The 26,790-nt window shown below is 63.7% G+C and carries 25 protein-coding genes and 1 pseudogene; 14 read left to right on the top strand and 12 right to left on the bottom strand.

The features are described from left to right. Positions 1–7 precede the first annotated feature (7 nt). Together G5S42_RS44000 and G5S42_RS01320 are read right to left on the bottom strand one after the other, a co-directional pair. Positions 8–391 (bottom strand): restriction endonuclease fold toxin 5 domain-containing protein, encoded by a 384-nt coding sequence (locus G5S42_RS44000; RefSeq protein WP_246391775.1) that lies wholly within the window; start codon positions 389–391, stop codon positions 8–10. Positions 392–1,319: 928 nt separating this feature from the next. Next, positions 1,320–2,201: an EamA family transporter gene (locus tag G5S42_RS01320; RefSeq protein WP_176105195.1), complete on the bottom strand. Its 882-nt coding sequence runs from the start codon at positions 2,199–2,201 to the stop codon at positions 1,320–1,322. Positions 2,202–2,367: 166 nt separating this feature from the next. Between G5S42_RS01320 and G5S42_RS01315 the strand changes: the two genes are divergently transcribed. Together G5S42_RS01315 and trxA are read left to right on the top strand one after the other, a co-directional pair. Beyond that, positions 2,368–3,243, top strand: a complete 876-nt coding sequence (locus G5S42_RS01315; RefSeq protein ID WP_176105194.1) for a pirin family protein — start codon at positions 2,368–2,370, stop codon at positions 3,241–3,243. 89 nt (positions 3,244–3,332) lie between these two features. Then, a complete protein-coding gene (gene trxA / locus G5S42_RS01310; protein WP_176105193.1) occupies positions 3,333–4,181 on the top strand; it encodes a thioredoxin in 849 nt (282 codons plus the stop codon). A 74-nt stretch (positions 4,182–4,255) separates the two neighbouring features. On the opposite strand, the gene tcdA is transcribed toward trxA, so the two are convergent. Continuing rightward, positions 4,256–5,113 (bottom strand): tRNA cyclic N6-threonylcarbamoyladenosine(37) synthase TcdA, encoded by an 858-nt coding sequence (tcdA, locus tag G5S42_RS01305; RefSeq protein WP_176105192.1) that lies wholly within the window; start codon positions 5,111–5,113, stop codon positions 4,256–4,258. Positions 5,114–5,362: 249 nt separating this feature from the next. Between tcdA and pdxH the strand changes: the two genes are divergently transcribed. The 3 genes from pdxH to G5S42_RS01290 all read left to right on the top strand — a co-directional run bounded on the left by pdxH (position 5,363) and on the right by G5S42_RS01290 (position 8,799). Next, positions 5,363–6,004 (top strand): pyridoxamine 5'-phosphate oxidase, encoded by a 642-nt coding sequence (pdxH, locus tag G5S42_RS01300; protein WP_176105191.1) that lies wholly within the window; start codon positions 5,363–5,365, stop codon positions 6,002–6,004. Positions 6,005–6,153: 149 nt separating this feature from the next. Beyond that, complete coding sequence (locus G5S42_RS01295; RefSeq protein ID WP_176105190.1) at positions 6,154–7,368, top strand: class I SAM-dependent methyltransferase; 1,215 nt, start codon at positions 6,154–6,156, stop codon at positions 7,366–7,368. An 84-nt stretch (positions 7,369–7,452) separates the two neighbouring features. Beyond that, positions 7,453–8,799 carry a DUF72 domain-containing protein gene (locus tag G5S42_RS01290; RefSeq protein WP_176105189.1) on the top strand — a complete coding sequence of 449 codons (1,347 nt, stop codon included), beginning with the start codon at positions 7,453–7,455 and terminating at the stop codon, positions 8,797–8,799. Positions 8,800–8,862: 63 nt separating this feature from the next. On the opposite strand, the gene msrA is transcribed toward G5S42_RS01290, so the two are convergent. Next, positions 8,863–9,402 (bottom strand): peptide-methionine (S)-S-oxide reductase MsrA, encoded by a 540-nt coding sequence (msrA, locus tag G5S42_RS01285; protein WP_176105188.1) that lies wholly within the window; start codon positions 9,400–9,402, stop codon positions 8,863–8,865. 560 nt (positions 9,403–9,962) lie between these two features. Here msrA and G5S42_RS01280 point away from each other — a divergent pair. Next, positions 9,963–10,472, top strand: coding sequence for a flavin reductase family protein (locus tag G5S42_RS01280; RefSeq protein ID WP_176105187.1), 510 nt, complete (start codon positions 9,963–9,965; stop codon positions 10,470–10,472). A 75-nt stretch (positions 10,473–10,547) separates the two neighbouring features. Here the strand turns inward: G5S42_RS01280 and G5S42_RS01275 are convergent, their stop codons facing one another. Beyond that, positions 10,548–11,063 carry an Lrp/AsnC family transcriptional regulator gene (locus tag G5S42_RS01275; RefSeq protein ID WP_176105186.1) on the bottom strand — a complete coding sequence of 172 codons (516 nt, stop codon included), beginning with the start codon at positions 11,061–11,063 and terminating at the stop codon, positions 10,548–10,550. Positions 11,064–11,193: 130 nt separating this feature from the next. Here G5S42_RS01275 and kynB point away from each other — a divergent pair, with 130 nt between their 5' ends. From kynB to G5S42_RS01245, 6 genes and pseudogenes are all read left to right on the top strand, one after another. Then, positions 11,194–11,856 carry an arylformamidase gene (gene kynB / locus G5S42_RS01270; RefSeq protein ID WP_176105185.1) on the top strand — a complete coding sequence of 221 codons (663 nt, stop codon included), beginning with the start codon at positions 11,194–11,196 and terminating at the stop codon, positions 11,854–11,856. Positions 11,857–11,889: 33 nt separating this feature from the next. Next, positions 11,890–13,140 (top strand): kynureninase, encoded by a 1,251-nt coding sequence (kynU, locus tag G5S42_RS01265; protein ID WP_176105184.1) that lies wholly within the window; start codon positions 11,890–11,892, stop codon positions 13,138–13,140. Between the two features lie 10 nt (positions 13,141–13,150). Continuing rightward, positions 13,151–14,086, top strand: a complete 936-nt coding sequence (gene kynA / locus G5S42_RS01260; protein WP_176105183.1) for a tryptophan 2,3-dioxygenase — start codon at positions 13,151–13,153, stop codon at positions 14,084–14,086. Between the two features lie 186 nt (positions 14,087–14,272). Further along, positions 14,273–14,452, top strand: a pseudogene (locus G5S42_RS01255) (RNase A-like domain-containing protein); the annotation flags it as partial. Between the two features lie 180 nt (positions 14,453–14,632). Beyond that, positions 14,633–14,875, top strand: a complete 243-nt coding sequence (locus G5S42_RS01250; RefSeq protein ID WP_246391774.1) for a contact-dependent growth inhibition system immunity protein — start codon at positions 14,633–14,635, stop codon at positions 14,873–14,875. Positions 14,876–14,905: 30 nt separating this feature from the next. Next, the gene (locus tag G5S42_RS01245; RefSeq protein WP_176105182.1) at positions 14,906–15,190 is read left to right on the top strand and encodes a contact-dependent growth inhibition system immunity protein; all 285 of its coding nucleotides are present in this window, start codon (positions 14,906–14,908) and stop codon (positions 15,188–15,190) included. A 91-nt stretch (positions 15,191–15,281) separates the two neighbouring features. Here the strand turns inward: G5S42_RS01245 and G5S42_RS01240 are convergent, their stop codons facing one another. The 7 genes from G5S42_RS01240 to G5S42_RS01210 all read right to left on the bottom strand — a co-directional run bounded on the left by G5S42_RS01240 (position 15,282) and on the right by G5S42_RS01210 (position 23,338). Further along, on the bottom strand, positions 15,282–16,019 hold the full coding sequence (locus tag G5S42_RS01240) for an SDR family oxidoreductase (RefSeq protein WP_176105181.1): 738 nt from the start codon (positions 16,017–16,019) through the stop codon (positions 15,282–15,284). Beyond that, positions 16,016–17,560 carry an FGGY-family carbohydrate kinase gene (locus G5S42_RS01235; RefSeq protein WP_176105180.1) on the bottom strand — a complete coding sequence of 515 codons (1,545 nt, stop codon included), beginning with the start codon at positions 17,558–17,560 and terminating at the stop codon, positions 16,016–16,018. The genes G5S42_RS01240 and G5S42_RS01235 overlap by 4 nt, the downstream gene beginning before the upstream one ends. A gap of 31 nt (positions 17,561–17,591) precedes the next feature. Next, a complete protein-coding gene (locus tag G5S42_RS01230; RefSeq protein ID WP_176105179.1) occupies positions 17,592–18,680 on the bottom strand; it encodes an alcohol dehydrogenase catalytic domain-containing protein in 1,089 nt (362 codons plus the stop codon). A gap of 37 nt (positions 18,681–18,717) precedes the next feature. Then, positions 18,718–19,725, bottom strand: coding sequence for an ABC transporter permease (locus G5S42_RS01225; protein ID WP_176105178.1), 1,008 nt, complete (start codon positions 19,723–19,725; stop codon positions 18,718–18,720). Next, positions 19,712–21,232: a sugar ABC transporter ATP-binding protein gene (locus tag G5S42_RS01220; RefSeq protein WP_176105177.1), complete on the bottom strand. Its 1,521-nt coding sequence runs from the start codon at positions 21,230–21,232 to the stop codon at positions 19,712–19,714. Before G5S42_RS01220 ends, G5S42_RS01225 begins: the two co-directional genes overlap by 14 nt. Positions 21,233–21,295: 63 nt before the next feature. Beyond that, complete coding sequence (locus G5S42_RS01215) at positions 21,296–22,249, bottom strand: substrate-binding domain-containing protein (RefSeq protein ID WP_176105176.1); 954 nt, start codon at positions 22,247–22,249, stop codon at positions 21,296–21,298. A 111-nt stretch (positions 22,250–22,360) separates the two neighbouring features. Beyond that, positions 22,361–23,338 (bottom strand): AraC family transcriptional regulator, encoded by a 978-nt coding sequence (locus tag G5S42_RS01210; protein ID WP_176105175.1) that lies wholly within the window; start codon positions 23,336–23,338, stop codon positions 22,361–22,363. Between the two features lie 430 nt (positions 23,339–23,768). Between G5S42_RS01210 and dalD the strand changes: the two genes are divergently transcribed. Together dalD and xylB are read left to right on the top strand one after the other, a co-directional pair. After that, positions 23,769–25,181 (top strand): D-arabinitol 4-dehydrogenase, encoded by a 1,413-nt coding sequence (gene dalD, locus G5S42_RS01205; protein ID WP_176105174.1) that lies wholly within the window; start codon positions 23,769–23,771, stop codon positions 25,179–25,181. 81 nt (positions 25,182–25,262) lie between these two features. Further along, positions 25,263–26,744 (top strand): xylulokinase, encoded by a 1,482-nt coding sequence (xylB, locus tag G5S42_RS01200; protein WP_176105173.1) that lies wholly within the window; start codon positions 25,263–25,265, stop codon positions 26,742–26,744. The last annotated feature ends 46 nt before the right edge of the window (positions 26,745–26,790 follow it).

The raw sequence follows: 26,790 nt of genomic DNA, 5'->3' as shown, positions 1-26,790 counted from the left end.
TATTTTCTCACGGCTGGAAAACGGAAGAAACGCCAAATCTCTGCAGTGGCGGCAACATAAACTCTCTCGTTTTAGATGTCTGAAAATACCACATCAGTTTGGCGGGTGGATTGCTGCGTGCAATCGTGCCTTGCTTTTTGATTTGTTCAGCCATGTTTGTAAAGCCTTTAAAAAACTCAAGCGGTCTTCCATTTCCACCGATAAATTGGTCGTAATTCCCCTTGGCTTCCTGCAAGAGACATTGGGAAGGCTGGAAACCATCAAAGTCTGTGCCCAGCCACGCCCATTCCATATTCCAGCCCTGGCTGGTTTCCCTGCCTTTCCCGTCCGACACAATTCCGTACTCAAACCCTGTGATGCGGGCCTGGTAGCGTCGCGGCTCAGGATTCATTCCGTGATTCCTTTGTACCCTTTCGCCGCCCTTCTCAGGCGGGCACTTGCACGGCCTCTCACGCTCGCGGGAGCGATCGCGCGGTAGTTCGCCCCATCCGCCGTCTGCACCCGCACCAGTGCCGCCGCTGCCTGCAGGACCAGCAGACGGTGCGGCGGTGGGGCCTGGAATAGGCAGTGGCATTGCCTGCGCCATTGCGTTTGCTGCGCGCGCGAGCGTCGCCGGGAATGGAATAGCCATCAACGTTTCTCGTTCATTTCCTGGTGTCTTTTTCGCGTTGCCTGCATTGATATTTCGAATCGCTGTTCACCGGAACGCCTGGTTCGCACAGCCAATCTATGACTGCCGGAATCTAGAAAAACTCCGGCGAACGCTATTTTTCCAGAACACATCCGACGAATTAATCATCTAAAACGCGACATAGTCAACGACTTTAAATTGAGATAAAACCGCGTTGACAGATATTCGCAGTTGCTCTGCCATCTTATTTTCAGGTGCATTTCTCCAACATCACCGTCCAACAAAAAAGCGGCATTGAGCCGTATGCCGTCCAATTAAGGTCTCTTTTGAGAACGCGAACGGTATAGCGAAACGGTCTGGATTTGACGATCCGAGCGCAGGTGCGCCCGGGCCGTTTCTCATTCGGAAGTTGCTTGAGCCGCGCTCGCAAGCGCCTGAGCAACCCGGGCAGTTTGCCGTACGAGCGCGTCACGTCCGCCTAGCCCATTTCGTACTGAATGGTATGCAACGCGCGGATGAAGCTCAGTGCTTCGGGTGCGTGCCTGGCGTGCGGGTAGCCGACGCCGCCGTCCCGATTACAACTGCTTTGCGCCAAAAAACGAAATGCCGTTCAGTCGCTTGACCGAACGGCATTAGGCCTCACGACCGTTTTTCTATTCACGCGCGCAACGCGTGGCGCAACGGTTGCTCAGCGCGCCGGCATCAAGCGTTGCACGACCCAGCCGCCGAACACGTTGACCGCGAGCCCCGCCATCACGAGCAATGCGCCCGCCACCTGCATCGCCGACAGTTCCTCGCCGAGCAGCAACGACGCCGACGCGAGACCGACGATCGGCACCAGCAACGAGAACGGCGCGACCTGGCTCGCCGGATAGCGCGACAGCAGACGGCTCCACAAGCCATAGCCGACCAACGTCGCGATAAACGCCAGATAGACGATCGCGAAGATCGACAGCGCGCTGATACCGGTCAGCGCGGCGGCGATCTCGCGCGGTCCCTCGAACACGAACGACGCGGCGAAAAACGGCAGCGGCGGAATCAGGCTGCCCCACACGACGAGTCCGACCAGATCGACCTTGCCGACCTTCTTCGTGACGATATTGCCGAGCGCCCACATGCACGCGGCGCACAGCGTCAGCAGGAACCCGACGAGCGACATCGTGTGGCCGCCTTGCAGGCCGATCACCGCGAGCCCCGCCGCGGCGATCAGCAGACCCGCGACGTTCGGCAAACGGAAGCGTTCGTGCAGAAACAGCGCCGCGAAAATCAGCGTGAAAAACGCCTGCGCCTGCAGCACCAGCGACGCGAGCCCCGCCGGCATGCCGACGTACATCGCCGAGAACAGGAACGCGAATTGCCCGAACGATATCGTCGCGCCGTAGGCGAATAGCCACCGCCAAGGCATCTGCGGCCGCTTGACGAAAAACACCGCCGGCACCGCGGCGAGCGCAAAGCGCAGCGCGCCGAGCAGCATCGGCGGCACGCCATGCAGGCCGACCTTGATCACGACGAAATTGACGCCCCACGCGACCACGACGATCAGCGCGAGCAGCAAGTCCCTGGGCGACATCCAGGTCTCCAATGAAATGGTTCGATCCGGCAGTGTAGCCGAGGCTGCGACCCCGGTTCGTTGCGCCCGCCGATGGCGAGCGTGCACCGTTGCCGTCGGCCGCGCGCGACGCGCAGTAGAATCGTCCATTCGAGCTTTCTTCTTCCACTTTCCGTCGAGCCTGCCCATGACTTCCTCGATCAAAGCCGTCCTCACACCGCACCTACGCGACATCGGCAATCTGGCCGTGCGACGCGTGCTGCCGGCGATGGCGGCGCGCCTCGTCGGCCCGTTCATCTTCTTCGACCACATGGGCCCGGCGACCCTCGAACCCGGCACCGGCCTCGACGTGCGCCCGCATCCGCATATCGGCCTCGCGACCGTCACCTATCTGTTCGACGGCGCGATCATGCATCGCGACAGCCTCGGCTCCGAGCAGAAGATCGTCCCCGGCGACGTCAACTGGATGACGGCCGGACGCGGCATCGTCCATTCGGAGCGCACGCCGGCCGAAGACCGCGCGCGCGGCCAGAAAATTCACGGCATCCAGACCTGGGTCGCACTGCCGCTCGCCGATGAAGACGCCGAGCCGTCGTTCGCGCATCATGCGGCGGCGACCTTGCCGGTCGTCGAGCGCAATGGCGTGACGCTGCGCGTGATCGCGGGCACCGCGTTCGGCGCGGTGTCGCCGGTCGCGACGTTCTCGGGCACGCTGTACGTCGCCGCCGACTTCACGCCGGGCAGCGCGTTCGCGCTCGAACCGGAGCACGAGGAGCGTGGTGTATATCTGGTGGAAGGCGATCTGGAGATCGACGGCACCACGCTCGAAGTCGGCCAGATGGCCGTGCTCGCGCTGGACGAAACCGTCACGCTCGCGAGCACCCACGGCGCGCGCGTGATGCTGCTCGGCGGCGAGAAGCTCGACGGCGAGCGCTTCATCGAATGGAATTTCGTCGCGAGCTCGCGCGAGAAGATCGAAGCCGCGAAGCTCGCATGGACGAATCAGGAAATGGGCCACGTGCCCGGCGAAACCGAATGGATTCCGCTGCCGCAGCGCAAGTAACGGCGCCGGGGCCGCATGCGCGGGACCGCATTGAAATCGCGCGATTCGGCCCCAGCTAGCTACAAACCGTTTCTATCGACGAGGACGCAATGGACACCACTCTGGCCACTTTCGAACAGGACGTCATCAAGGCGTCGATGCTGGCCCCCGTGCTGGTCGATTTCTGGGCGCCGTGGTGCGGCCCCTGCAAGAGTCTCGGCCCGATGCTCGAAAAGCTCGAAGCCGAAGCCGCCGGCAAATGGAAGCTCGTGAAGGTCAACGTGGACGAGAACCACGAACTGGCCGCGCACTTCCAGGTGCGCAGCATTCCGCACGTGATCGCGTTCGCCGACGGCCAGGCCGTCGATCAGTTCATCGGCGTGCTGACGGAAGGACAACTGCGCGAGTTCCTCGACCGGCTCGTGCCGCAGGGCGCGCCGGGAGCGCGCATCGAAGCGCAGACCGCGCTCGCCGAAGGCCGCCGCGACGACGCCTACGACCTGCTGCAAGCGGCGCTCGCGTACGACCCGGGGTTCGACGACGCGCGCATGGACCGCATCGAGTTGCTGCTAGAAGACAACCGCATCGACGAGGCGCGCAACGAAGTCGATTTGCTGTCGCCGAAAACCACGCAAGGCATCGACGCGCGTTTCAACGCAATCAAAACCAGGCTCGACGCGGTGGACGCCGCCGCGGACCTGCCGCCCACCGATGCGCTCGAAGCGCGCGTCGCGGGCAATCCCGACGATCTCGAAGCGCGCTTCGATCTCGCGAATGCGTTTATCGCGCGGCACAAATATGCGCAGGCGCTCGAACATCTGCTCGCGATCGTGCAGCGCGACCGCGCGTTCCGCGACGATGTCGGCCGCAAGACGATGTTGTCGGTGTTCGATCTGGCCGCGCATCAGCCGGAGCTGGTGGCGCAGTGGCGGCGCAAGCTGAGCGCCTCGTTGAATTGATCGTTTGTGATGTTTCGCCCGATGGCGGCCTGGGTCGGAGCGGTTGAAACCGCCGCCCAGGCTGCCACCTAAACCTAAACCGTCGCCTTCTTCGCCAGCTCCCGCAACACATACGCCGCGGCCGCGAAACCAAAGCTCGCGGTCACGCATACGCTGGACCCAAACCCCGCGCAGTTCAAACCGACCGGCCCCGTATGTCCGGGCGACGTGCTCACGTGCTCGGCTTCTTCGTCGATGTCGCAGACGGCCGCTTCCGGATAGATCAGCGGCTCGTCGGAATACACGGCGCTCACCTTGAACTTCGCTTTCGGCCCGCGCGGAAAGCCGTGCTGCTTGCGCAACTGCCCGCGCACCTTCGACAGCAGCGGGTCCTGAATCGTCAGCGCCAGATCGTCGATGCGGATACGCGTCGGGTCGAGCTGACCGCCCGCGCCGCCGACCGTGATCAGCGGCTGCTTGCGCTCGACGCACCACGCGATCAGCGCGGTCTTCGTGCGCACACTGTCGATCGCGTCGATCACATAGTCGAAGCCGTCGCCGAGCGTCGCCGCGAAATTGTCCGGTTCGACGAAGTCTTCGATCAGCCGCACGTCGCAGTGTGGATTGATCGCCGTGATGCGCTCGGCCATCGCTTCGACCTTCGGTTTTCCGTAGTTGCCGTCGAGCGCGTGAATCTGCCGGTTAGTGTTGCTTTCCGCGACGTTGTCGAGATCGATCAGCGTCAGCGTGCCGAGCGCACTGCGCACTAGCGCCTCCGCGACCCACGATCCCACCCCGCCGATGCCGATCACCGCGACGTGCGCCCCCTCGAACGCGGCGAGCGCGGGCGCGCCATACAGACGGGCGATGCCGCCGAACCGGCGGGCGCGGTCGGCGGTTTCGTTCGCGTCAAGGCTGGTAGTAAGATCGGATTGCGCGGTGGTGCTGGACATGATGGCAGGGCTCGAAAACACAGGCGGAACGTAACAGGCGGCGGCGCGTTGGCAATTCGCTTTGGCCAATCAGGCGCGCAGCCCGTATTTTGCCTGAACACGTGAAAGCAGCCGCGCAGGACCCCGAGCAGCGACACAACGTTGCAGGCTTGGCGCTCGCAACATGCGCCCGCCATACGTTGATCCGCTCGCGCGCAAAAACCTGGTGCCTTAGCTATACTTGGCCCACTGTAGCGTTCGCATAAGAACATGATCTCACTCGCCGAGCTTCGAAAAAACTACTCGCTGGGCTCACTGGACGTTGCCGACGTCAACCACGATCCGTTCCGTCAATTCGACACGTGGTTCCAGCAGGCCATCGACGCCAAGCTGCCCGAGCCGAATGCGATGACGCTTGCCACGGTCGACGCGCGCGGCCGGCCTTCGGCACGCATCGTGCTTATCAAGGGGGTCGACGCGCGTGGTTTCGTGTTCTTCACCAACTACGAGAGCCGCAAAGGCCGCGAACTGAGCGCGAATCCCTACGCGAGCCTGCTGTTTCACTGGATCGAACTCGAACGCCAGGTGCGCATCGAGGGCCGCGTCGTCAAAACGAGCGAGGCAGAAAGTGACGCGTATTTCGCATCGCGTCCGCTCAGCTCGCGGATCGGCGCATGGGCATCGAATCAGAGTCAGGTAATTGAAAGCCGCTCGCAGCTCGAAGTGCGCGAACGCGAAATCAGCCTGCAATACGGCGAAAATCCTCCGCGTCCGCCGCACTGGGGTGGCTACCGTCTGGTGCCCGACGCGATCGAGTTCTGGCAGGGGCGGCCATCGCGGCTGCACGATCGTCTGCTTTATACGCGCGCGGAAGAAGGCGCCCACTGGCTGATCGCACGCCTGTCGCCCTGACCGGACGATGATGGGACGAATGACGCCGGCCGTGCCGCCATCGTAGCGGCGCGCGTCGGCGGGATTGCGTTGCGCGGCCCGCGGAATGCGCCGCGCCCTATCGCGATCCACATAGCTTTGCTTTAAATCAACGGACACGGAGAGATCACATGTTCTGGGAGAAAAAGCTGGCGCAGTGGGTTGAAGATGTCAAAACCACAGCTAACCTGCCCGCACGCCTCGTGCTGTGGGACGGTCAGCAACACGACTTCGGGCAGTTCGCCGCGCCCCAGGTCACGCTACACGTGAAGAGCGCAACCGCGCTGCCCTATCTGCTCGAACCGAGCCTCGACAATCTTGGCGAAGCCTATGTCAAAGGCAAAATCGACATCGAGGGCAAGCTGTCGGACATCATCAATATCGGCTATCAGCTCGCGCGCAGTACCGTGACGAGCGCCGGCAAGCTCGCGCGCGTGCGGCGCTACTTCAATCATTCGAAGACGTCGGATAAAAAAGCCATCCAGTATCACTACGACGTGTCGAACGAGTTCTACAAGCTGTGGCTCGACGAAAACATGGTCTATTCGTGCGCGTACTTCGAGACTGGCACCGAAGACCTCGCAACGGCGCAGCTGAAGAAAATCGATCACATTCTGACCAAAATCCAGCTGCAGCCCGGCCAGCGTCTGCTCGACATCGGCTGCGGCTGGGGTGCGCTCGTGCTGCGCGCCGCGCAGAAGTTCGGCGCGAAGTGCGTCGGCGTCACGCTGTCACAGAACCAGTTCGATCTCGCCACCGCGCGCGTCAAAGCAGCGGGGCTCGAGAACCAGATCGAAATCCGCCTGCAGGACTATCGCGACATCCCGGGGCAGTTCGACCGCATCACGAGCGTCGGCATGTTCGAGCACGTCGGCCGCAAGAACCTGCCCGGCTATTTCCAGAAGATGCACGATCTGCTCGCCGACGACGGCATCGCGATGAACCACGGCATCACGTCGAGCGACGCCGATAGCGGCGAAACCGCGCTCGGCGGCGGCGAATTCATCGACCGCTACGTGTTCCCGGACGGCGAGCTGCCGCATATCAGCCTCGCGCTGGAATCGATGCAGCGCGGCGGACTCGAGCCGATTGACGTCGAAAGCCTGCGCCGTCACTATGCGCACACGCTCGACATCTGGGCGGAAAATTTCGAAGCCCACGCGGATCAGGCGCGCAAGCTCGTCGACGACGAAAAATTCCGCATCTGGCGCGTGTATCTGGCTGGCTGCGCGTATGCGTTCGAAAACGACGACGTGTCGATCTTCCAGGTGGTGTGCCGCAAAGCCGGCCGCAGCGCGAAAACCCTGCCGTGGTCGCGCCGCTACATGTACGAAAAACCGCTGTGACCGTGCTGTGACCGGTTACGCCGCGGCGGCGTGCATGAAGCGCGCGCCGCTGCGCATTTCTGATCAACAGCAGGCCGGACATTGATGGACCAGAGCAGGACGAGTGACGTTGAAGAGCCGTTGAACGGCAAGGACGGCAGCGCGGACGATGCGGCGCACGACGCCGCGCAGCAGTTCGATCTGTTCGGGATGCCGGTGGAGGCTGCTGTAGAAGCGCCGGCCGTGTCCACGAGCGAGGCCGACTCCATCGCAAGCGCTGCCGCGCAGCCAGAGCGCAAGCGTGCGCCGAAGCCCGCAAAGGCCATCGCCGCCGCGTCGCTGTTCGAAGACGCCGCCCCGCCCGACAGCCCCGCTGCTGAACCAGCCTCCGCACCCGTCCCCACCGACGCCCCGAAGAGACGCCGCGGCCGCGACGTGCTCGCCGCGCCGCCCTCGCCCGAACTGCTCGCGCTCGCGGCGCAATTGCCGCCACAGATCCACCTCGGCACGTCGACATGGTCGTTCCCGGGCTGGAGCGGCATCGTCTACGGCGACGACTACAGCAACAGCAAACTGTCGCGCGAGGGCTTGAGCGCGTACGGCGCGCATCCGCTGCTGAAGGCGGTCAGCATCGACCGCTCGTTCTACCAGGCGCTGACGGTCACCGAATACCTGCGCTACGCGCAGCAGGTGCCCGAGCACTTCCGCTTCATCGTCAAGGCGCCGATGACGATCACCGACGCCACCGTGCGCGCCGAGCGCGGCGAGCCGGTGTCGTTGAACCCGTGCTTCCTGAACGCGCAGATGGCGATCGACGACTTCGTCGCGCCCTGTGTGGAAGGCCTCGGCGCAAAGGCCGGCGCGCTGGTGTTCCAGTTCTCGCCGCTGCCGGATCAGATGCTCGCGCAGCCGGCGGTGTTCATCGAGCGTCTGGGAGAGTTTTTCGGCGCGCTGCCGAGGCTGCCCGACGGCAGTTGCTACGCGGTCGAGATCCGCGACGCGAGTCTGCTCACGCCACGTTTCATCCGGATGCTGAAGACGGCGGGCGTTCGCTACTGCGTTGGCATTCATGCGCGGATGCCCGATCCGCTGCGTCAGGCCGCGGCGCTCGCGCTGCTCGACGGCGAGCCGGCCGGTCCGTTGATCGTGCGCTGGAGCCTGCACGGCGGCTTCAAATATGAACAGGCGAAGGCGAAGTACGAGCCGTTCAACCGGCTCGTCGACGAAGATCCGGCGACGCGCGCGTCGCTCGCCGAGCTGGCCGCGCGCTACGCGCTGGCCGGTCAGCCGGTTGTGATCGCGGTCAACAACAAGGCGGAGGGATCGGCGCCGCTCAGCTGCGTGAAGCTGGCCGAAGAGATTGTCGAAGCCTGCGTGCGTGTCACCCAGGGACGCGGGAATGATGGCGCCGGCGTTGATGACGCGCGGTCGCAAGCACAGGAACCGCAGTGACGAACAGCAGCGGGCGTTCTTGCGTGTCCGCCCGCTGCCGACCTCGATCCTCGCGCTGCGCCGTTAGCCCGCCTTGATCCGATGCGCGAACTTCTGGCGGAACTTCGCGACCTTCGGCGCGACCACGAACGAGCAGTAGCCCTGATTCGGATGCTGCGCGAAATAGTTCTGATGGTAAGCCTCGGCGGGCCAGTAGTTGTCGTCGAGCGGCAGCACCTCGGTCACGATCTTGCCGTCGTAGATGCCCTGTTCGCCGATCTCGCGAATCGCCTGTAGCGCGGTTTCGCGTTGCGCATCGGAATGCGTGAAGATCACCGAACGGTATTGCGTGCCGACGTCGTTACCCTGCCGGTTCACCTGGGTCGGATCGTGGATTGCGAAGAAGATGTCGAGAATCTCGCGATAGCTGATCTTCGCCGGATCGAAGTCGACCCTGACCACTTCCGCGTGACCGGTGTCGCCGTCGCAGACCTGCTCGTAGCTCGGACGGCGCGTGTGACCGCCCGCGTAACCCGACTCCACCGCGTTGACGCCCTCGACGTCCAGATACACCGCTTCGAGGCACCAGAAACATCCACCGCCGAGCGTTGCCGTCTCGTTCATAAGCTTCACCCCAGGATCAGATCCACACAATGATCGGCAGTCGGCCTGCGCAGCGCCGCCGGGTCTGCCACCGCATCCGAATATATGGCCGAAAACGCGGACTAAAAGGCACAACTGATGCACCCGTCGCGCGGCGCCGTTTGCAACGCGTCGCGCCATTCCACGCGAATCCCGCAGTGCAGATATCGAGTATAGAAAGGCCGTCGCCCGACGGGTGAATAACCATGCAGCACAACAGCAAGCGCCGCGCCCAGGCGAACGCATGCTCAGCGAAGCGAAGCGAAAAATGCGGCGAGACGAAGCATGATGATCGGCGTGTCCGCACGAAACACGGCGGCCGGTTCGTGCTCGACTGTGAACGAGCGAACGCCGGATTGCGCACCGTACGCAACGCCGTGCGGCGCGCGCGGCGATTACAGTTAAAATTGGCGGAAATCGATGATTTTCACCATGACTTTCGAAACATCCGCTGCCAGCCGCACATATCCGCGTTGTTATCCGCGCCTCGATTCGCGCTTAAGTCCGTCTTTCACACGGCGCGCGCCGGGGACCCTGCCCCGATGAAGAGCGCGAGCCCACCCAACTTCGACCAGTCCGCGTTTAGACAGGCGCTCAGCCAGTTCGCGACCGGCGTCACCGTGATCACGACGCGCGCCGCGTCCGGCCAGCTGATCGGCATCACGGCCAGCTCTTTCAACTCGGTGTCGCTCTCTCCGCCGCTCGTGCTATGGAGTCTCGCGACGCGCTCGGCGTCGATGCCGGTGTTCCGCGCCAACAGTCACTACGTGATCAATGTGCTGTCTTCGACGCAGCTCGATCTGTGCAAGCGCTTCGCGACCGTGAAGGGCGACCGCTTCGAGGGCGTATCGCACGCGGCGGGCGACACCGGCATGCCGGTGCTCGACGGCGCGCTCGCGTGGTTCGAATGTCATAACCGCAGCCGCTACGACGAAGGCGACCACGTGATTTTCGTCGGCGAAGTGGAGCGCTGCGGCGTGCACGAAAATGCCGCGGACATGCTGCCGCTCGTGTTCCAGAGCGGACAGTTCCACGGCCTGAAGCCGCTTTGAGCGGCGCGGCGCGCCCCTCGCGCCGGTAGTGCTTGTCGGTCGGACGCGCCAAAACGGCGCGCCCCCTCGTCATCGTCAACGGTCGCTATGCGTGGCCCCATGCCCGCTGCTCTTCTTCACGAGCGACACCGGCACGCCCGAATCTTCCTTCAGCGTTTCGAGCACGATGTTCGAGCGGATGTCCATCACGCCCGGCGCCTTGTACAGGCGGTTGAGCACGAAATCCGAATAGTGTTTGAGGTTGTGCGCAAGCACGCGCAGCAGGTAGTGGGTTTCGCCGGTCACGACGAACGCGCCGACCACTTCGGGCCAGTCGCGCAACGCCTCGGCAAAGCGCTCGTGCCAGTTCTGCTGGTCGTTGCGCATGGACACCTGCACGAACGCTTCCAGCTCGAACCCCAAAACTTCGCGGTTCAGACACGCGCGGTAGTGTTCGATGACGCCCTGCTCCTCCAGCAGACGCAGGCGTCGCAGACAGGCTGATGGCGACAGCGAGATACGCTCCGCCAGGTCGAGATTGCTGATCCGTCCTTCCTGCTGAAGCACCGTCAAGATACGGCAATCGGTGGCGTCGAGCGAGATCGCGTTCATATTCGGTCTCCCTTTCCGGTTTGGCTCAAATTATGTTCCAAGACACGGCTTGTTAGGAGATTTTTTCGCAATCACATTTCACGGCTTGACCTCTATCATTTAGAGATAGTCACCTTCCGTCGAAACCGTCATGCGCGCACTCTGGGACATCACCCCCGCCGTCGATCCCGCCACGCCCGTCTGGCCGGGCGACACGCCGGTCGGCATCGAACGCGTCTGGCGCATGGAGGCTGGCTCGCCGGTCAATGTCGCGCGTCTGACGATGTCGCCGCACACCGGCGCGCATACCGATGCGCCGCTGCACTACGACGCCGACGGCGCCGCGATCGGCGACGTGCCGCTCGACGCGTATCTCGGTTTATGCAGAGTGATTGACTGTGTCGGCGCTTCGCCTGTTGTGACGCCACAACACCTGACCGGCTCGCTCGACGATCTGCCGCCGCGAGTCTTACTGCGCACTTACAGGAATGCGCCGACGCGCGAGTGGGACAGCGCGTTCTGCGCGGTCGCGCCCGAGACCGTCGATCTGCTCGCCGCGCGTGGGGTGAAGCTGATCGGCATCGATACGCCATCGCTCGATCCGCAGGAATCGAAGACGATGGACGCGCATCACCGCATTCGCGCGCACCGGATGGCGATTCTCGAAGGCATCGTGCTCGACGCGGTAGAACCCGGCGACTACGAGCTGATCGCGCTGCCGCTGAAGCTGACCACGCTCGACGCGAGCCCGGTGCGCGCGGTGCTGCGCGCACTACCCGGCTCGCGCCAGGCCACGCCCGCGGCGAGCTACTGACCCGACAACCCAAACCCAACCCATCGAACCACCATGAACCATCGTGACGAAGCCGTGGCGCTCGACAGCGCCGACCCGCTCGCAGCGCTGCGCGACCAGTTCGCGCTATCGCCGACGACTATCTATCTCGACGGCAACTCGCTCGGCGTACCGCCGGCCGCCGCCGCGCAGCGCGCGCAAACCGTGATCGCCGCCGAATGGGGCGAAGGGCTGATCCGCAGCTGGAACAAATCCGGTTGGTTCGTGCTGCCGCGCCGGCTCGGCAACAAGCTCGCGCCGTTGATCGGCGCAGCCGAAGACGAAGTCGTGATCACCGACACGATCTCGATCAACCTGTTCAAGCTGCTGTCGGCCGCGCTGCGGCTCGCGAATGCGCGCGATCCGCAGCGTCGCGTGATCGTGTCCGAGCGCTCGAACTTCCCGAGCGATCTGTATATCGCGCAGGGTTTGATCGAACAGCTCGATCGCGGCTACGAGCTGCGCCTCGTCGACGATCCGTCCGAGCTGCCCGACGCGATCGGCGCGGACACCGCGATCGCGATGATCACGCACGTGAACTACCGGACCGGCTATATGCACGACATGGCCGCGCTGACGAAGCTGATCCACGACAGGGGCGCGCTCGCGCTATGGGACCTCGCGCATTCGGCGGGCGCGGTGCCGGTCGATCTGAACGGCGTCGGCGCCGACTACGCGGTCGGCTGCACCTACAAGTATCTGAACGGCGGCCCCGGTTCGCCCGCATTCGTGTGGGTGCCCAAGCGCCACCAGAACGAGTTCGCGCAGCCGCTGTCGGGCTGGTGGGGGCGTCGCGCGCCGTTCGAAATGAATCCGACGTATCAGCCCGACAACGGCGTAGGCCGCTTCCTGTGCGGCACACAGCCGATGGTGTCGATGGCGCTCGTCGAATGCGGGCTCGACGTGTTTCTGCAAACCAACATGCAGGCGGTTCGCGAGAAGTCGCTCGCGCTGACCGATCTGTTCATCGAACTGGTCGAGACGCGTTGCAGCGAATTTCCACTGAAGCTCGTGACGCCGCGCGAGCATGCGCAGCGCGGCTCGCATGCGAGCTTCGAGCATCCGCACGGCTACGAGGTGATGCAGGCGCTGATTGCGCGTGGCGTGATCGGCGACTATCGCGAGCCGCACGTGCTGCGCTTCGGCTTCACGCCGCTGTACACGCGTTTCGTCGACGTCTGGGACGCCGTCGAAACCTTGCGCGACGTGCTCACCCGCGAGGCCTGGAAAGCTCCTGAATTCGCCCAGCGCGGCGCCGTTACCTGAGGACGACAGAATGACCGATCACATGCACACGCCGGGCTTGCCAGAAGAACCGGCGGCACAGGGCTGCCCGTTCGGGCACGGACAGATGGCTTCGGCGCCGGCAGCGAGCGCCGCGAGCACGACAAATAGCGGCTGGCACGACGCGCAGCTCGACTTCTCGGAGTCGATGAGCTACGGCGATTATCTGTCGCTCGGCACGGTGCTGGACGCGCAGCATCCGTTGTCCCCGGATCACAACGAGATGCTGTTCATCATCCAGCATCAGACGAGCGAGCTGTGGATGAAGCTCGCGCTGTACGAGTTGCGCGCGGCGCTCGCGGCCGTGCATCGCGACGAGCTGCCGCCGGCGTTCAAGATGCTCGCGCGCGTGTCGCGGATCATGGAGCAACTGGTGCAGGCGTGGAGCGTGCTCGCGACGATGACGCCATCCGAATACACGGCGATGCGGCCGTACCTCGGCACTTCGTCGGGCTTCCAGTCGTATCAGTACCGGCAGATCGAGTTCCTGCTCGGCAACAAGAACGAGCAGATGCTGAAGCCGCATGCGCATCGCGCCGACGTGTACGCGCAAGTGAAGGCATCGCTCGAAGCGCCGTCGTTCTACGACGAAGTGGTGCGGCTGCTGGCGCGTCGCGGCTTCAAGATTTCGCCCACGCGGCTCGAACGCGACTGGACCAGGCCTACTGAACATGATGCGTCGGTGGAGGCCGCGTGGCTCGAGGTGTATCGCAATCCGTCCGAGCATTGGGAGCTGTACGAGATGGCGGAAGAACTGGTCGATCTCGAGGATGCGTTCCGCCAATGGCGCTTCCGCCACGTGACGACCGTCGAGCGCATCATCGGCTTCAAGCAGGGCACCGGCGGCACTAGCGGCGCGCCGTATCTGCGCAAGATGCTCGATGTCGTGCTGTTCCCGGAGTTGTGGCATGTGCGGACGATGCTGTAACGGTTGGCGCGTGTCAGACAGGGTATGACCGGTAAATCACGGCAAGCGTAATGCCGCGGTTATTCCCGCTTGTTGCATAACAGGCACCGTTCATCGGGCTGAGGAAAGTTCGGAGTTCTCCGAATCTTGAGAGATGGTCAGCATGGCAGCATCGGAACCCCATAAAAAACATCAGAGGGTTTCGATATGCCCGGTGCCGATAACGCCGAAGGAGTGAAGGTTGTACTGAGTGCTCCGCAACTCGCGGCCGTGCTATCTCGTCAGTCGATCAGCCAGTCGGAAATGCTTTCCAACCGGCTTTGGGGCGGTTTACAGGTCGTCGGCGGCGTGCTGGAAATGGTCGGTGCGGGTGCGCTTTGCGCTTTGCGCTTTGCCAGAAGACTGACACCCTAGTGGACAGCAGTAAAGTGAAGGTCATCTTGAAGCACGGGACGTACAACGGGATGCCGTACTACATTCTCACGGCTATGATCGAAGGCTGAATTTCACATGGATATTGATATATGAGATACGAAAATTTGTATCAATTGATTTGTGGCCGCTTCCATGAAGACTTCGACCTTTTTTGGCAACACAATCGAGGAATTGGTCTTGTCTTTTACATGCGAGTGCACACAGGAAGAGATTAATGCGACGGTGGCCGAGATAGACCGATTCAAGAGCGAACATGCTGGGAATCTCGACGCCGCGTTTGAGAAAAATTTTGGCTATCAGTGCGATCCGACGGTGTGGGAGCAAACCACCGAGGCTTTTCTCGACAAACTTAAGAGTCTTCTCCTGAGCGAGTAGCCTGATTTTCCTCGCACTGGACGGCGATACATGAGATACGACGATCTGGATCAATTGATCGGTGTCTACTTCAACGAGGATTCCGACTACTGGGGAAACACAATTGAAGAGTTGGTGCGGACTTGTGCAAGCGGATGCACGCCAGAAATGATTAACGCAAAGCTGGCCGACATAGATCGGTTCAAGAGAGATCACGCTGGAAATCTTGGCGCTGCCTTCGAGGAGGAATTCGGCAGGCAGTTCGATCCGACGCTGTGGGGTCACACCGTCGAATCTTTTCTCGACAAACTTAAACGTCTTCTTCTGAGTGAGTAGCCTGCACCACCGCCCGCCGGACGGCCCCGCCGTCTGGCGGGGCTTACGTCTATTTTCATTTCACCAGGCAACCAACGGCGCTTGACACCCCCTAACGCGCGGTATAACCACCATCAATCGGCAAACACACCCCGCTAACCATCGACGCCGCATCGCTCAACAAAAACAGAATCGGCGCCGCGACCTCGGCGGATTCAGCAAAGCGCCTGAGCGGAATCGCCTGCAACGCAGGATCGCGTTTGACGGGATCGCTCCACGCCAGCACCGCCATCGGCGTCAGCGTGACCGTCGGGTTCACGCTATTCACGCGAATCCCGTGCGGCCCCAGCTCGATGCACAACGCGCGCGTGACCGCATCGAGCGCCGCCTTCGACGCCGAATAGCTCAGATGATCGTCGAGCGCGACGAGCGCGGCCTGACTCGAAACGTTGACGATGCTGCCCGCGCGCCCCGCGTCGAGCATGCCGCGCGCGACGTGCTTCGCGACCAGCACCGCGCCGCGCGCATTCACCGCCATCACGCGATCGAAGCTCGCGGCCGTGGTATCCACCGCGCGTTCCAGCAACGCGATGCCCGCGCAATTGACGAGACCGTCGAACGGTTCGAGCGACGCGAATGCTTCGTCGATTGCGGCTTCGTCGCTAACATCGAGCTTCAACGGCTCGCAGCCGGTTTCCTCGGCGAGCCGCGCGAGCTCGTTCACGTTGCGCGCGGCCGCGACGACCGATGCGCCGCTCGCGCACAGCGCCTCGACCGTCGCGCGGCCGATGCCACTGGAGGCGCCCGTCACCAGGATCGAGCGTCCGGAAAAATCGAAAGTAGCGTTCATGATGATTGCAAGCGATGCATGACCGGCTTCAAAACCGGATAGAGATCCACGTACACGCCGAAGCGCTGCTCGTATAACGCCATGCGCCGTGCGTCGGGCTGCGCGCGCTCGATCAGTGTGACCCAGCCGCCTTGCGCCGCTTCGCGCGACACGAGGCTGACGCCGAGCGCGGCGAGCAACGCCGCGCCCATCGCGGCTTCTACATCTTGCTCGATCGTGTAGACCGGATAGCCGGTGACATCGGCGATGATCTGCATCCACAGGTCCGAATGCGCGGCGCCGCCCACGACGATCAGCTTGTCGTCGAGCGATTGCGCGCCTTTGCGCCCCGCCTCGATGTTGTGTTTCAGCGCGAACGACACCCCTTCGAGCACCGCGCGATACAGATGCGCACGCGTATGAAACAGCGACAACCCGACGAACGCGCCGCTCGCCTTCGCATCCCACACCGGACTTCGCTCGCCCATCAGATACGGCAGGAACAGCACGCCGTCGGCGCCGGCCGGCACTTGCGCGGCCGTTTCTTCGAGCAGCCGATGCGGATCGCCATGCGGTGTCGCGCGCGCGGCCTCGATCTCCGCGTGACAGAACTGCTCGCGATACCAGCTGACCGACGCGCCCGCGGTAATCGCGCCGCCGAATACGTAGATATCGTGCTGCCCGTTGAAAACGTGCGGCATGCTGACCAAACCGTGGCGTGCGTCGACACGCTGATTGATGTAGCCCCAGCACATGCTGGTGCCGATCATCGCGACGTGCTGCCCGGCGCGCGTGACACCGGCCGCGAACGTCGCCATCGCCGCATCGACGCCGCCCGCGACGATCGCCGTGCCTGCATCGAGCCCAAGCTGCGCGGTCCATTGCGACAACAAGCCGCCCACCACCTCCGACGATTCGACGAGCCGCTCCGGCATCATCGTCGCGGGAATGCCGAGCATGTCGAGCGCTTCGTCCGACCAGTCGCGCCGCGGGATATCGTAGACGCCGCCGATATTGCCAGCCGAGCTGTGATCGACGGCGACCTCGCCGGTCAGCATGTAGATCACGTACGCGTTCGGCGGCAGGAAGTAGCGCGTATGCGCCCACACGTCCGGCTCGTTCTCGCGCAGCCACAGCATCTTCGTGTAGCCGTAGTAGCTGTCTACCCCATTACCGGTGATCGTATGGAGCCGTTCGAGATCGACGTTCTCGCGCACCCAGTCCACCTGCGCGGTCGCGCGCCGGTCCATCCAGATCAGGCACGGTGCGAGCGGCCGCATGTCGTTATCGACCGGGATGCCAGAGCCGCCGTACAGGCTGCTCACGCACAGCGCCTTGATCGCACCCGGCGCGATGCCGGCCGCCTTCGCGTCGCCGACGCACGCGGCCACGCATTCGACCACGGCCTTCAGCCACACCGCGGGCCACTGCTCGGCCCACAACGGCTTCGGCGTATCGGGTTGATAGCTCGACGCATGCTGCGCGACGATCGCGCCATGCTCGTCGACCAGCAACGCTTTCGTGCTCTGCGTGCCGATATCGACGCCGATGACGTAGTTCATAGAGTCTCCGTTGAAACGCCGCACACGAGATTCATGCGCGCGGCTTCATCAGCACCTTGATCGAGTCGAGCGAATTCGCGATCCTGATCGCTTCGTCCCATTCTTCCAACGAAAAGCCGTGCGTGACGATGCCCTTCGACGTGACAAGTCCGCGCGCGAGCAGATCGATCGCGATCGGATAGCAATAAGGTCCAAGGTGCGCGCCGCGCACATCGAGTTCCTTGCGATCACCGATCACCGACCAGTCGAGCGTCGTATCCGCGCCGAACACCGAGAATTCGACGAAGCGCCCGAGCTTGCGGATCAGGTCCATCCCCTGGTTCACGCCGATCGGCGCGCCCGTCGTTTCAATATAGACGTCGCAGCCGTAGCCGTCAGTCAGTGAACGAATGATCGCGAGCGCGTCGTCCTTCTGAGGATTGATCGTCACGTCCGCGCCGTATTCGCGCGCGAGCGCGAGCCGCTCTTCGACGAGATCGATCACGACGAGCTTCTTTGGCGTCTTCAGATGCGCGACCTGCGTCATCATCAGACCGAGCGGCCCCGCGCCCGCGATCACGACGACGTCGTCGAGTTGCAGATCGCCGCGATTGACCGTGTGAATCGCGCACGCGAGCGGCTCGATGATCGCGGCGTCTTCGAGCGAGATGCCGTCGGGAATCTTGTGGACGATCGCGGTCGGCGGAATCCGCATGTACTCCGCCATGCCGCCATCCGCGACCTCGCGCTGAAAGCCGAAGATGTTGTGCACTTCGCACATCCAGTACTGGCCTGATTTGCAGTAGCGGCACTTGCCGCACGGCACGATCTGCTCGGCGATCACGCGCTCGCCTTTTTGCACGCCGAAATGCTCGGCCGCGCCCTCGCCCAGTTCCTCGACATAGCCAAAGAACTCGTGGCCCGGAATCACCGGCGCCTTGACCCACGGGCTCGGGCCGCCCCAGAACATCTTCGCGCCCGAATGGCATTTGCAGTCGCTCGCGCAGATGCCGCACGCGGCGATGCGGATCACCAGCTCGTGCGCGCGGGCGCGTGGCTTCTGCACTTGCTCGACGCGATAGTCTTTCGGTGCATGACAGACGATGGCGGTCATGTTCTGCTGGTCGGATGGAGTCGTCATTGCATGGTCCTGCAAAAAAGATGTGGGGAAGTGAGCGTTACTTTCTGCGGTCGCGGCTGATATAGATCGCGAGCAGAATGATTCCGCCCTTGATCACGTTCTGCACGTATGGATTGACGCCGACCATGTTCAGGCCGTTATTCAGCACACCGAGTAACAGCGCGCCGATCAGCGTGCCGATGATCGAGCCGCGTCCACCGGAGATCGACGTGCCGCCCATCACGACGGCGGCGATTGCGTCGAGTTCGAAGCCGACGCCCGCGTTCGGCTGGCCGCTCATCAGACGCGCGGTCAGCACGATCGCGGCGAACGCGGACGTCAAGCCGGCGATCGTGTAGACGATCAGCTTCACGCGCGCGACGCGCACGCCGGACAAGCGCGTCGCCTGCTCGTTGCCGCCGATCGCATACACGTAGCGGCCGAACGGCATCCGTTCGAGCAGCACCCACGCGATCACATAGATCACCGCCATGATTACGACCGGCGCCTGGATGCCGAGAATCTTGCCGCTGCCGAAGAAGCTGACCCAGTCGGGCAGACCGTCGATCGGGTAGCCGCCGGTGTAGATCAGCGCGAGGCCGCGCGCGATACCCATCGTCGCGAGCGTGACGATGATCGGCGGCATGCCGGCGAACGCGACGAAAAAGCCGTTGGCCGCGCCGAAGCCGAGACCGACCGCGAGGCCGATCGCGAGCGCGGCCACCCCGTTCATGCCCGCGACCATCAGCCCGGCCGACAGCGTGCCCGCGAGCGCCATCACCGAGCCGACCGACAGATCGATGCCGCCCGTCAGGATCACGCAGGTCATGCCGACCGCGATGATCGCGTTGATCGACACCTGGCGCAGCACGTTCTCGATGTTCGCGGCCGACAGAAAGCTATCGCTCGCGAACACCATCACGATGCAGACCACCAGCAGGCCGATGAACGGATAGAACAGCGACGAGCGCTTCAGCGCGGCCCACGTGAAGCGCACCGGCGCGCCCGCCGTGTCGCTGCTGACGCTCGATGTTTTCGGCGAAGAGGAAGGATTAGGCAAGTTCATGAGAAGCTCCAAGCGAACCGGCGGTCGCATAGGTCATCACGGCGTTCGATTCGATCGCGTCGCCTTCGAGCAGCACTTCGATGCGGCCCTGCCGGAACACGGCGACGCGGTCGCACATGCCGACGATCTCCGGCAACTCGGACGAGATCATGATGATCGAGTAGCCGCGCGCGGTCAGTTCGCGCATCAGCAGATAGATTTCGGCCTTCGCGCCGACGTCGATGCCGCGAGTCGGTTCGTCGAAGATCAGGATGTTGGTGTGGTGATTGAGCCAGCGCGCGATCACGACCTTCTGCTGATTGCCGCCCGACAGCGTCGCGACTTCGGTGTGCATCGTCGGCGCCTTCACGCCCACGCGCTTCATGATGTCGGCGGTCGCGCGCGCCTCGCTGCGCTGGTCGATGAAGAAACGCAGCGACCGGTACTTGCCGAGGTTGTTGATCGAGATGTTCTGCTTGATCGAGAAGTCGGTAATGAGCCCTTCGGTCTTGCGGCTCTCGGGCAGAATGCCGACGCCCGCGCGCAGCGCTTCGGCCGGATCGGCGAGCTTTGCGGCGGTGCCGTTCACGCGAATCTCCTTCACGTACGCGCGCTCCGCGCCGATCACCGCGAGCGCGGTCTCGGTGCGCCCCGAACCGACGAGTCCCGCGAAACCGAGAATCTCTCCTTCGCGCAGCGTGAAGCTCAACTCGGGGCTGTCTTTGAACAACTGCAAGCGCACGACGTCGAGCACGACCTTCGCATCGGCGCGCGGCGCCGGCTTCGGCGGAAAGCTGCTTTCGATGCGGCGTCCCACCATCATCTGCACGAGCCGGCTCACGTCGGATTGCGCGACCTCGGTCATGCCGACGTACTGGCCGTCGCGCAGCACCGTGATGCGGTCGCACACCTCGAAGATCTCTTCGAGGTGGTGCGAGATAAAGATCATCGCGACGCCCTGCTGCTTCAGCTCGCGCATGATCGTGAACAGATGCGCGGCTTCGGCGGGCGTCAGCGTCGCGGTCGGTTCGTCGAGAATCAGCACGCGAGCATCGAGCGACAACGCCTTGCCGATTTCGACGAACTGCTGCTGCGCAACGGAGAGTTCCCTGATCGGCACCGACAGATCGATCGCAACGCCAAGCCGCTGAAAAATCGCGGCCGCCGCGCGGCGCATTCTGGCGCGTTCGAGCAGGCCGAAGCGATTGCGCATTTCACGGCCGAGAAACATATTCTCCACCGCGTTCAGATACGGAATCAGGCTGAACTCCTGAAACACGATACCGACGCCCGCGGCCACCGCGTCGTGGTAGTTCGCGAAGTGGCGTTGCTCGCCGTCGAGCGTGATCGTTCCTTCGTCCGGCTGATAGATGCCGCACAGAATTTTCATCAGCGTCGATTTGCCCGCGCCGTTCTCGCCGAGCAGCGCGTGAATCTCGCCACGCGCGATCTCCAGGTGAATGCCTTGCAGCGCCTTCACACCGGGAAAGCTCTTGCTGATGTTGTCGAGCTTCAGAAGCGCATCCATCGCGTGTTCCTTTTGCTGCGCACCGCCGCGCATGATCGCCACGCGCGGCGGCCTGCGCTTGCGTTACCAGCTGAAGCCCTTCGCGTTGTTCCTGTCGATCATTTTCACGTCGACCGGAATCGCTTTCGGCACATTGGCGCCCCACTTCTTCGCGAGCGCGATGCCGAGCGCGATGCGCACCTGGTCGGCCGGGAACTGCGCCGACGTCTCGACGAATTTCGAATCCGGCTTCTGAATCGCGGCGATCGCCTCAGGCGCACCATCGACGCTCGTCAGCTTGATGTCCTTGCCCGACGATTCGATTGCCGACAGCGCACCCATCGAACCGCCGTCGTTGACGCTGAACACGCCCTTCAGATTCGGATGCGCCTGGATCATGTTCTCGGTGACGGACAGCGCGGTCGCGCGTTCCTGCTTGCCGTTCTGCGTATCGACGAGCTTCACGCCCGGCGACTTCGCGAGCGCCGCCTTGCAGCCGCGCACGCGTTCAAGAATCGGCACGACCGGAATGCCGTCGAGAATCGCCACTTCGCCGCTGCCGCCGATCGACTTCGCGAGGTAGTCGCAAGCCATCACGCCCGCGTCGTAGTTCTTCGAACCGACGAACGAATCGACGGGTCCGTTCGCGTTCGCATCGACCGCGACCACGACGACGCCCGCCTTCTTCGCCGACGTGACCGCCGACTGGATGCCGGTCGAGTCGGTCGGATTGACGAGCAGGATGTCGATCTTCTTTTGCAGCATGTCTTCGACGTCACTGACCTGCTTGCTGACGTCGTGATGCGCGTCGGTGACGACGACGGTCGCGCCGGTCGACGCGGCCGCGTCGTTCAGCGCTTTTTGCATCGTCACGAAGTACGGGTTGTTCAGCTCCTGAAACGTCATGCCGATTTTCAGCGGCGCGGCCTGCGCGGTCTGCGCAGCCGATACGGCGACGAGCGACAAACCGAACGCGAGCGCGCAGATGCGGCGCGCGAACATCGTCGAAGAATTGTGCGAAAGAGTAGACGGCTTCATGGTTGTCTCCATTTTTTGAGGTGAGCACGCCCCCTCGCGCTGTGGGCGCACAGCGCGATCGATGCGTGTTGAAACGCGAGTGGACTAAAACAGCGGACTACCGGGCGGGAACTATGTGACCGGATAGGCGACGCCGCTACGCGGCAAGCCCGGCGCGAGCACGATCGCCGGCGCGTTGTCGATGCCCCGGCCACGCGCGGCCGCTTGCTCGGAAGCGTCGCGGCTCGCATCGTTCAGTTGCTGATAACGGCGGAACGTCGATGGCGCCATGCCCTTCATGGCCAGAAACTGCCGGTTGAAATTCGACAGGTTGTTGAAGCCCGCCTTGAAGCAGATGTCGGTCACGCTCAGATCGCCGTCGGTCAGCAACTGGCACGCGAGATTGATGCGCATGCGATTCACGTACTGCACGAAAGGCAGCCCGGTATGGCGGCGGAAATAACGCGAAAACGCGCTGACGCTCTGGCCGGCGAGTTGCGCAAGCTCCGACTCGCGCAATTCGTTCGAGAGGTTCTTGCCGATATACGCGAGCACATGATTGATGCGGGTCGCCGCGAAACTGGTGGGATCGGCCTGGTATGCGGGACTCGCGAGCGTGTCGCGATCCGGCGCGTTCATCAGGATCTCGAGCATCGACATGAACAGCACGAGCCGGCGCAGTCCGCGCGCCCCGAGCAGTTCGAGAAAGAGCGGCTTGATTTGCGCCGAGGTCTCGTGACCGAACGACAGGCCGCGACGCGCATCGGCAAGCATCGCCTCGACCTGACGCCACTCCGGAAAACTCTCAAGACAGTTCGACACGAACTCCTGGCCGAATTGCACGACCAGATTGCGCTGCGCGACGCTCTCGCCTTCGGGCACGTCGCTGACCCAGTTGTGCGGCAGGTTCGGCCCCATCAGCACGAGATTGCCGGGCGCGAAGCTGCCGATGTGATCGCCGACGAACATCTTGCCGGTCGTCGCGACGATCAGATGGATCTCGTACTCCGGATGAAAGTGCCAGCGCACCGTGCGATACGGATAGCCATGCGACCACACTTTGAACGATTCGTCGTGGCGTACGGCCACGATTTCGAGATCTGGTTGCACTGTCTGCCTCCATGGAGCGGCACGGGTGAGGCGCCGCCGATCTTGATCTTGTAAAGCAAAAAGTAACCGCCAAACGCGTTGGCGACCACTTAAAAAGAAACCGCGGACCGATACTTTTTTGCACCGGGGTTTATCCGGACGCGCGCGAGGTCAAATTTGATGCAATGCAATATGAGGAGCGCAGCGCGTGTTCCCGCCTCGGACACTGCTCGCTGCCGCCCGCGCATCCAGCATGCCGCGCTGCGCCATCAAAACCCCGCCCCGTTGCCTTGACTTTCGTTTCGCCGGGTACGATCATTCGCTCACATACAGAGCAAATGCTCTGCACGCACAAAACCCGCGCCACGAGCGCGGTGGACATTGCAACTACGTTGCATGGGACCAGAGTAAGCGCTGAAGCGCCAACTCTGGCCGACATCGGAGACACGACATGAACAGCGGGCAAGGCAGCGGCGCGGCCGCACACGTGATCCTGCACATCGGCGCGGGTTCGTTTCATCGCGCGCATCAGGCGTGGTATCTGCATCGGCTGAACGAAGCGAGCGCGGCCAGCGAGCCGCACTGGTCGCTGACCGTCGGCAATATTCGCGGCGACATGAACCCGGTGCTCGAAGCGCTCGCTGCGCAGAACGGCGTCTACACGCTCGAAACGGTCACGCCGCAAGGCCAGCGCGCCTACGAGACGATCCGCTCGATCGAGCGCGTGCTGCCGTGGAGCGAAAGCCTCGACGGGTTGATCGAAGCGGGTGCCGATCCGGCCTGCAAGATCATCGCGTTCACCGTGACCGAAGGCGGCTATTACCTCGATGAACACGACCGGCTCGACACCGCGAATCCGGATCTCGCCGCCGACCTCGCCGGCGGTCACACGACGATCTACGGCGCGCTCGCGGCGATTCTCGACGCGCGCGTGAAGCGCGGCGCGGGACCCGTCACGCTGCAGACCTGCGACAACCTGCGCAGCAACGGCGAGCGCTTTCATGCGGGGATGAGCGAGTTTCTCGAACGACGCGGCGCGAACGAACTCGCGCAATGGTTCGACGACAATACGTCATGCCCGTGCTCGATGGTCGATCGCATCACGCCGCGTCCGACGCCCGACGTGCGCGAGCGCGTGAAGGCCGCGACCGGCGTCGACGACGCGAGCCCGGTGATGGGCGAAGCGTTCATCCAGTGGGTGATCGAAGATCGCTTCATCGCGGGACGGCCGGCCTGGGAGAAGGTCGGCGCGGAACTCGTCGATTCGGTGCTGCCGTACGAGGAAGCGAAGATCCGCATCCTCAACGCGACGCATAGCTGCATCGCGTGGGCGGGCACGCTGGTCGGCCTGAACTACATCCACGAAGGCACGCTCGACGCCGACATCCGCCAGTTCGCATACGACTACGTGACCGAGGACGTGATCCCGTGTCTGACACCGAGCCCGCTCGATCTCGAACGCTATCGCGACGTCGTGCTCGAGCGCTTCAGCAATCCGCATATTCTCGACACGAACCAGCGCGTCGCCGCGGATGGCTTCTCGAAGCTGCCCGGCTTCATCGCGCCGACACTCGCCGAATGCTTCGAGCGCGGCGTTACGCCGGCGGCGACCGCGATGCTGCCCGCGTTGTTCTTCCGCTTTCTGGAGCGCTGGCACACGGGCAAGCTGCCCTACGCGTATCAGGACGGCGTGATGGACGAGCGCGTCGCCCACGGCTTGTTCACGGCGCCCGATCCGCTGCGCGCATTCGCGGCCGACCGGCTGCTGTGGGGCGGCATGGCGCAGACGCCCGAGCTCGAAGCGGCGCTCGCGGGCGCGCTCGCGCGTGTCGACGCTTGGCTCGCGAAACGCGGCGCGGCTTGACGAGCCAGGCTTAATGCGCATGACAGCGCGCGCGATGTGCGGATAAAGTAGCGCATCTCCAACGACGAAGGTTTCGCTCCCATGTACCTAGGCATCGACCTCGGCACGTCCGAAGTGAAAGTTCTGCTGCTCGCCTCCGATGGCCGCGTGATCGGCACCGCAGGCTCGCCGTTCACCGTTTCGCGCCCACACCAGCGCTGGGCCGAGCAGAATCCCGAAGACTGGTGGGCGGGCACGCGCAGCGCGCTCGCCGCGTTGCGCGAGCGTCATCCCGACGAGTTCGCGCAGATTCGCGGCATCGGCCTGTCGGGGCAGATGCACGGCGCGGTGCTGCTCGATGCGGAGAATCGCGTGCTGCGGCCCGCGATCCTGTGGAACGACATGCGCAGCGACAAGGAATGCGCGGAGCTGACCGAGCGTGCGCCGGACCTGCACAGCGTCGCCGGCAATCTGGCGATGCCCGGTTTCACCGCGCCGAAGCTGCTCTGGGTCGCGCGTCACGAGCCGGAGATCTTCGCGAAAACCGCCTGCGTGCTGCTGCCCAAAGACTATCTGCGCCTGCAACTGACGGGCGGCAAGGTGTCCGATCCGTCGGACGCGGCCGGTACGCTGTGGCTCGACGTCGCGAAACGCGATTGGTCGGATTCGCTGCTCGCGGCCTGCAACATGACGCGCGCCCAGATGCCGGCGCTGCGCGAAGGCAGCGCGCCGGCCGGCACGCTGTTGCCGGAACTCTCGCGCGAATTCGGCCTGCGCGATGACGTGATCGTCGCGGCCGGCGGCGGCGACAATGCGACCAGCGCGATCGGCATCGGCGCGACGCAACCGGGCGACGGCTTCGTGTCGCTGGGTACATCGGGCGTGCTGTGCGTGGTCGGCGACAGCTTCCGGCCGAACCCGGCCTCCGCCGTGCACGCGTTCTGTCATGCGATCCCGGACCGTTGGCATCAGATGAGCGTGGTGCTGTCGGCGGCGAGCTGTTTGCGCTGGGTCTGCAAGCTCACGTCGACCGACGAGCCGACGCTGCTCGCCGAAATCGAGGCGCTGCCCGCCGAGGCGTTGACCACCGCGCCGCTCTTCTTGCCGTATCTGTCGGGCGAGCGCACGCCGCACAACGACCCCTACGCGCAAGGCGTGTTCTTCGGCATGACTCACGCTACCGACCGCGCGCTGCTCGGCTATGCGGTGCTCGAAGGCGTGACGCTCGCGCTGACCGACGGCCTCGACGCGCTGCGCGCGGCCGGCACCGAAGCGAAGGTACTGTCGCTGCTCGGCGGCGGCGCACGCAGCGATTACTGGGCCCAGTTGCTCGCCGATGCGCTCGACACCGTGACCGTCAAGCATGGCGGCGGCGAAACCGGCGCGGCACTCGGCGCGGCGCGTCTCGGCTGGCTCGCGGCAGGTGGCGAGCCGGCCACCGTGCTGACCAAGCCGCCCGTCGAAAAGGAGTTCACGCCGAATCCGCGCCGCCACGCGGAATTGCGCACGCGCCTCGAAGCGTATCGCGCGCTGTATCGCCACGTACGGCCGCTGTTCGATCCCGCCCGCGCCCCGCTCGCCTGAGCGTCATCCGCGGCCGGCCTGCGCGACAGACGCGCCGCCGGCCGCT

This window comes from Paraburkholderia youngii, from assembly GCF_013366925.1.
Classification (GTDB): Bacteria; Pseudomonadota; Gammaproteobacteria; order Burkholderiales; family Burkholderiaceae; genus Paraburkholderia; species Paraburkholderia youngii.
Note: the sequence above shows the minus strand (reverse complement) of the source record. Positions and strands in the feature narration are given on the sequence as shown.

Coding starts and splice junctions, on each gene's coding strand:
- G5S42_RS01290 (WP_176105189.1), top strand. CDS start 7,453: ATGGACCAGAGCAGGACGAGTGACGTTGAAGAGCCGTTGAACGGCAAG.
- kynB (WP_176105185.1), top strand. CDS start 11,194: ATGCGCGCACTCTGGGACATCACCCCCGCCGTCGATCCCGCCACGCCC.
- msrA (WP_176105188.1), bottom strand. CDS start 9,402: ATGAACGAGACGGCAACGCTCGGCGGTGGATGTTTCTGGTGCCTCGAA.
- G5S42_RS01280 (WP_176105187.1), top strand. CDS start 9,963: ATGAAGAGCGCGAGCCCACCCAACTTCGACCAGTCCGCGTTTAGACAG.
- G5S42_RS01320 (WP_176105195.1), bottom strand. CDS start 2,201: ATGTCGCCCAGGGACTTGCTGCTCGCGCTGATCGTCGTGGTCGCGTGG.
- G5S42_RS01215 (WP_176105176.1), bottom strand. CDS start 22,249: ATGAAGCCGTCTACTCTTTCGCACAATTCTTCGACGATGTTCGCGCGC.
- dalD (WP_176105174.1), top strand. CDS start 23,769: ATGAACAGCGGGCAAGGCAGCGGCGCGGCCGCACACGTGATCCTGCAC.
- tcdA (WP_176105192.1), bottom strand. CDS start 5,113: ATGTCCAGCACCACCGCGCAATCCGATCTTACTACCAGCCTTGACGCG.
- kynU (WP_176105184.1), top strand. CDS start 11,890: ATGAACCATCGTGACGAAGCCGTGGCGCTCGACAGCGCCGACCCGCTC.
- kynA (WP_176105183.1), top strand. CDS start 13,151: ATGACCGATCACATGCACACGCCGGGCTTGCCAGAAGAACCGGCGGCA.
- G5S42_RS01225 (WP_176105178.1), bottom strand. CDS start 19,725: ATGAACTTGCCTAATCCTTCCTCTTCGCCGAAAACATCGAGCGTCAGC.
- trxA (WP_176105193.1), top strand. CDS start 3,333: ATGGACACCACTCTGGCCACTTTCGAACAGGACGTCATCAAGGCGTCG.
- xylB (WP_176105173.1), top strand. CDS start 25,263: ATGTACCTAGGCATCGACCTCGGCACGTCCGAAGTGAAAGTTCTGCTG.
- G5S42_RS01295 (WP_176105190.1), top strand. CDS start 6,154: ATGTTCTGGGAGAAAAAGCTGGCGCAGTGGGTTGAAGATGTCAAAACC.
- G5S42_RS01240 (WP_176105181.1), bottom strand. CDS start 16,019: ATGAACGCTACTTTCGATTTTTCCGGACGCTCGATCCTGGTGACGGGC.
- G5S42_RS44000 (WP_246391775.1), bottom strand. CDS start 391: ATGAATCCTGAGCCGCGACGCTACCAGGCCCGCATCACAGGGTTTGAG.
- G5S42_RS01250 (WP_246391774.1), top strand. CDS start 14,633: ATGAAGACTTCGACCTTTTTTGGCAACACAATCGAGGAATTGGTCTTG.
- G5S42_RS01315 (WP_176105194.1), top strand. CDS start 2,368: ATGACTTCCTCGATCAAAGCCGTCCTCACACCGCACCTACGCGACATC.
- G5S42_RS01230 (WP_176105179.1), bottom strand. CDS start 18,680: ATGACGACTCCATCCGACCAGCAGAACATGACCGCCATCGTCTGTCAT.
- G5S42_RS01275 (WP_176105186.1), bottom strand. CDS start 11,063: ATGAACGCGATCTCGCTCGACGCCACCGATTGCCGTATCTTGACGGTG.
- G5S42_RS01235 (WP_176105180.1), bottom strand. CDS start 17,560: ATGAACTACGTCATCGGCGTCGATATCGGCACGCAGAGCACGAAAGCG.
- pdxH (WP_176105191.1), top strand. CDS start 5,363: ATGATCTCACTCGCCGAGCTTCGAAAAAACTACTCGCTGGGCTCACTG.
- G5S42_RS01245 (WP_176105182.1), top strand. CDS start 14,906: ATGAGATACGACGATCTGGATCAATTGATCGGTGTCTACTTCAACGAG.
- G5S42_RS01220 (WP_176105177.1), bottom strand. CDS start 21,232: ATGGATGCGCTTCTGAAGCTCGACAACATCAGCAAGAGCTTTCCCGGT.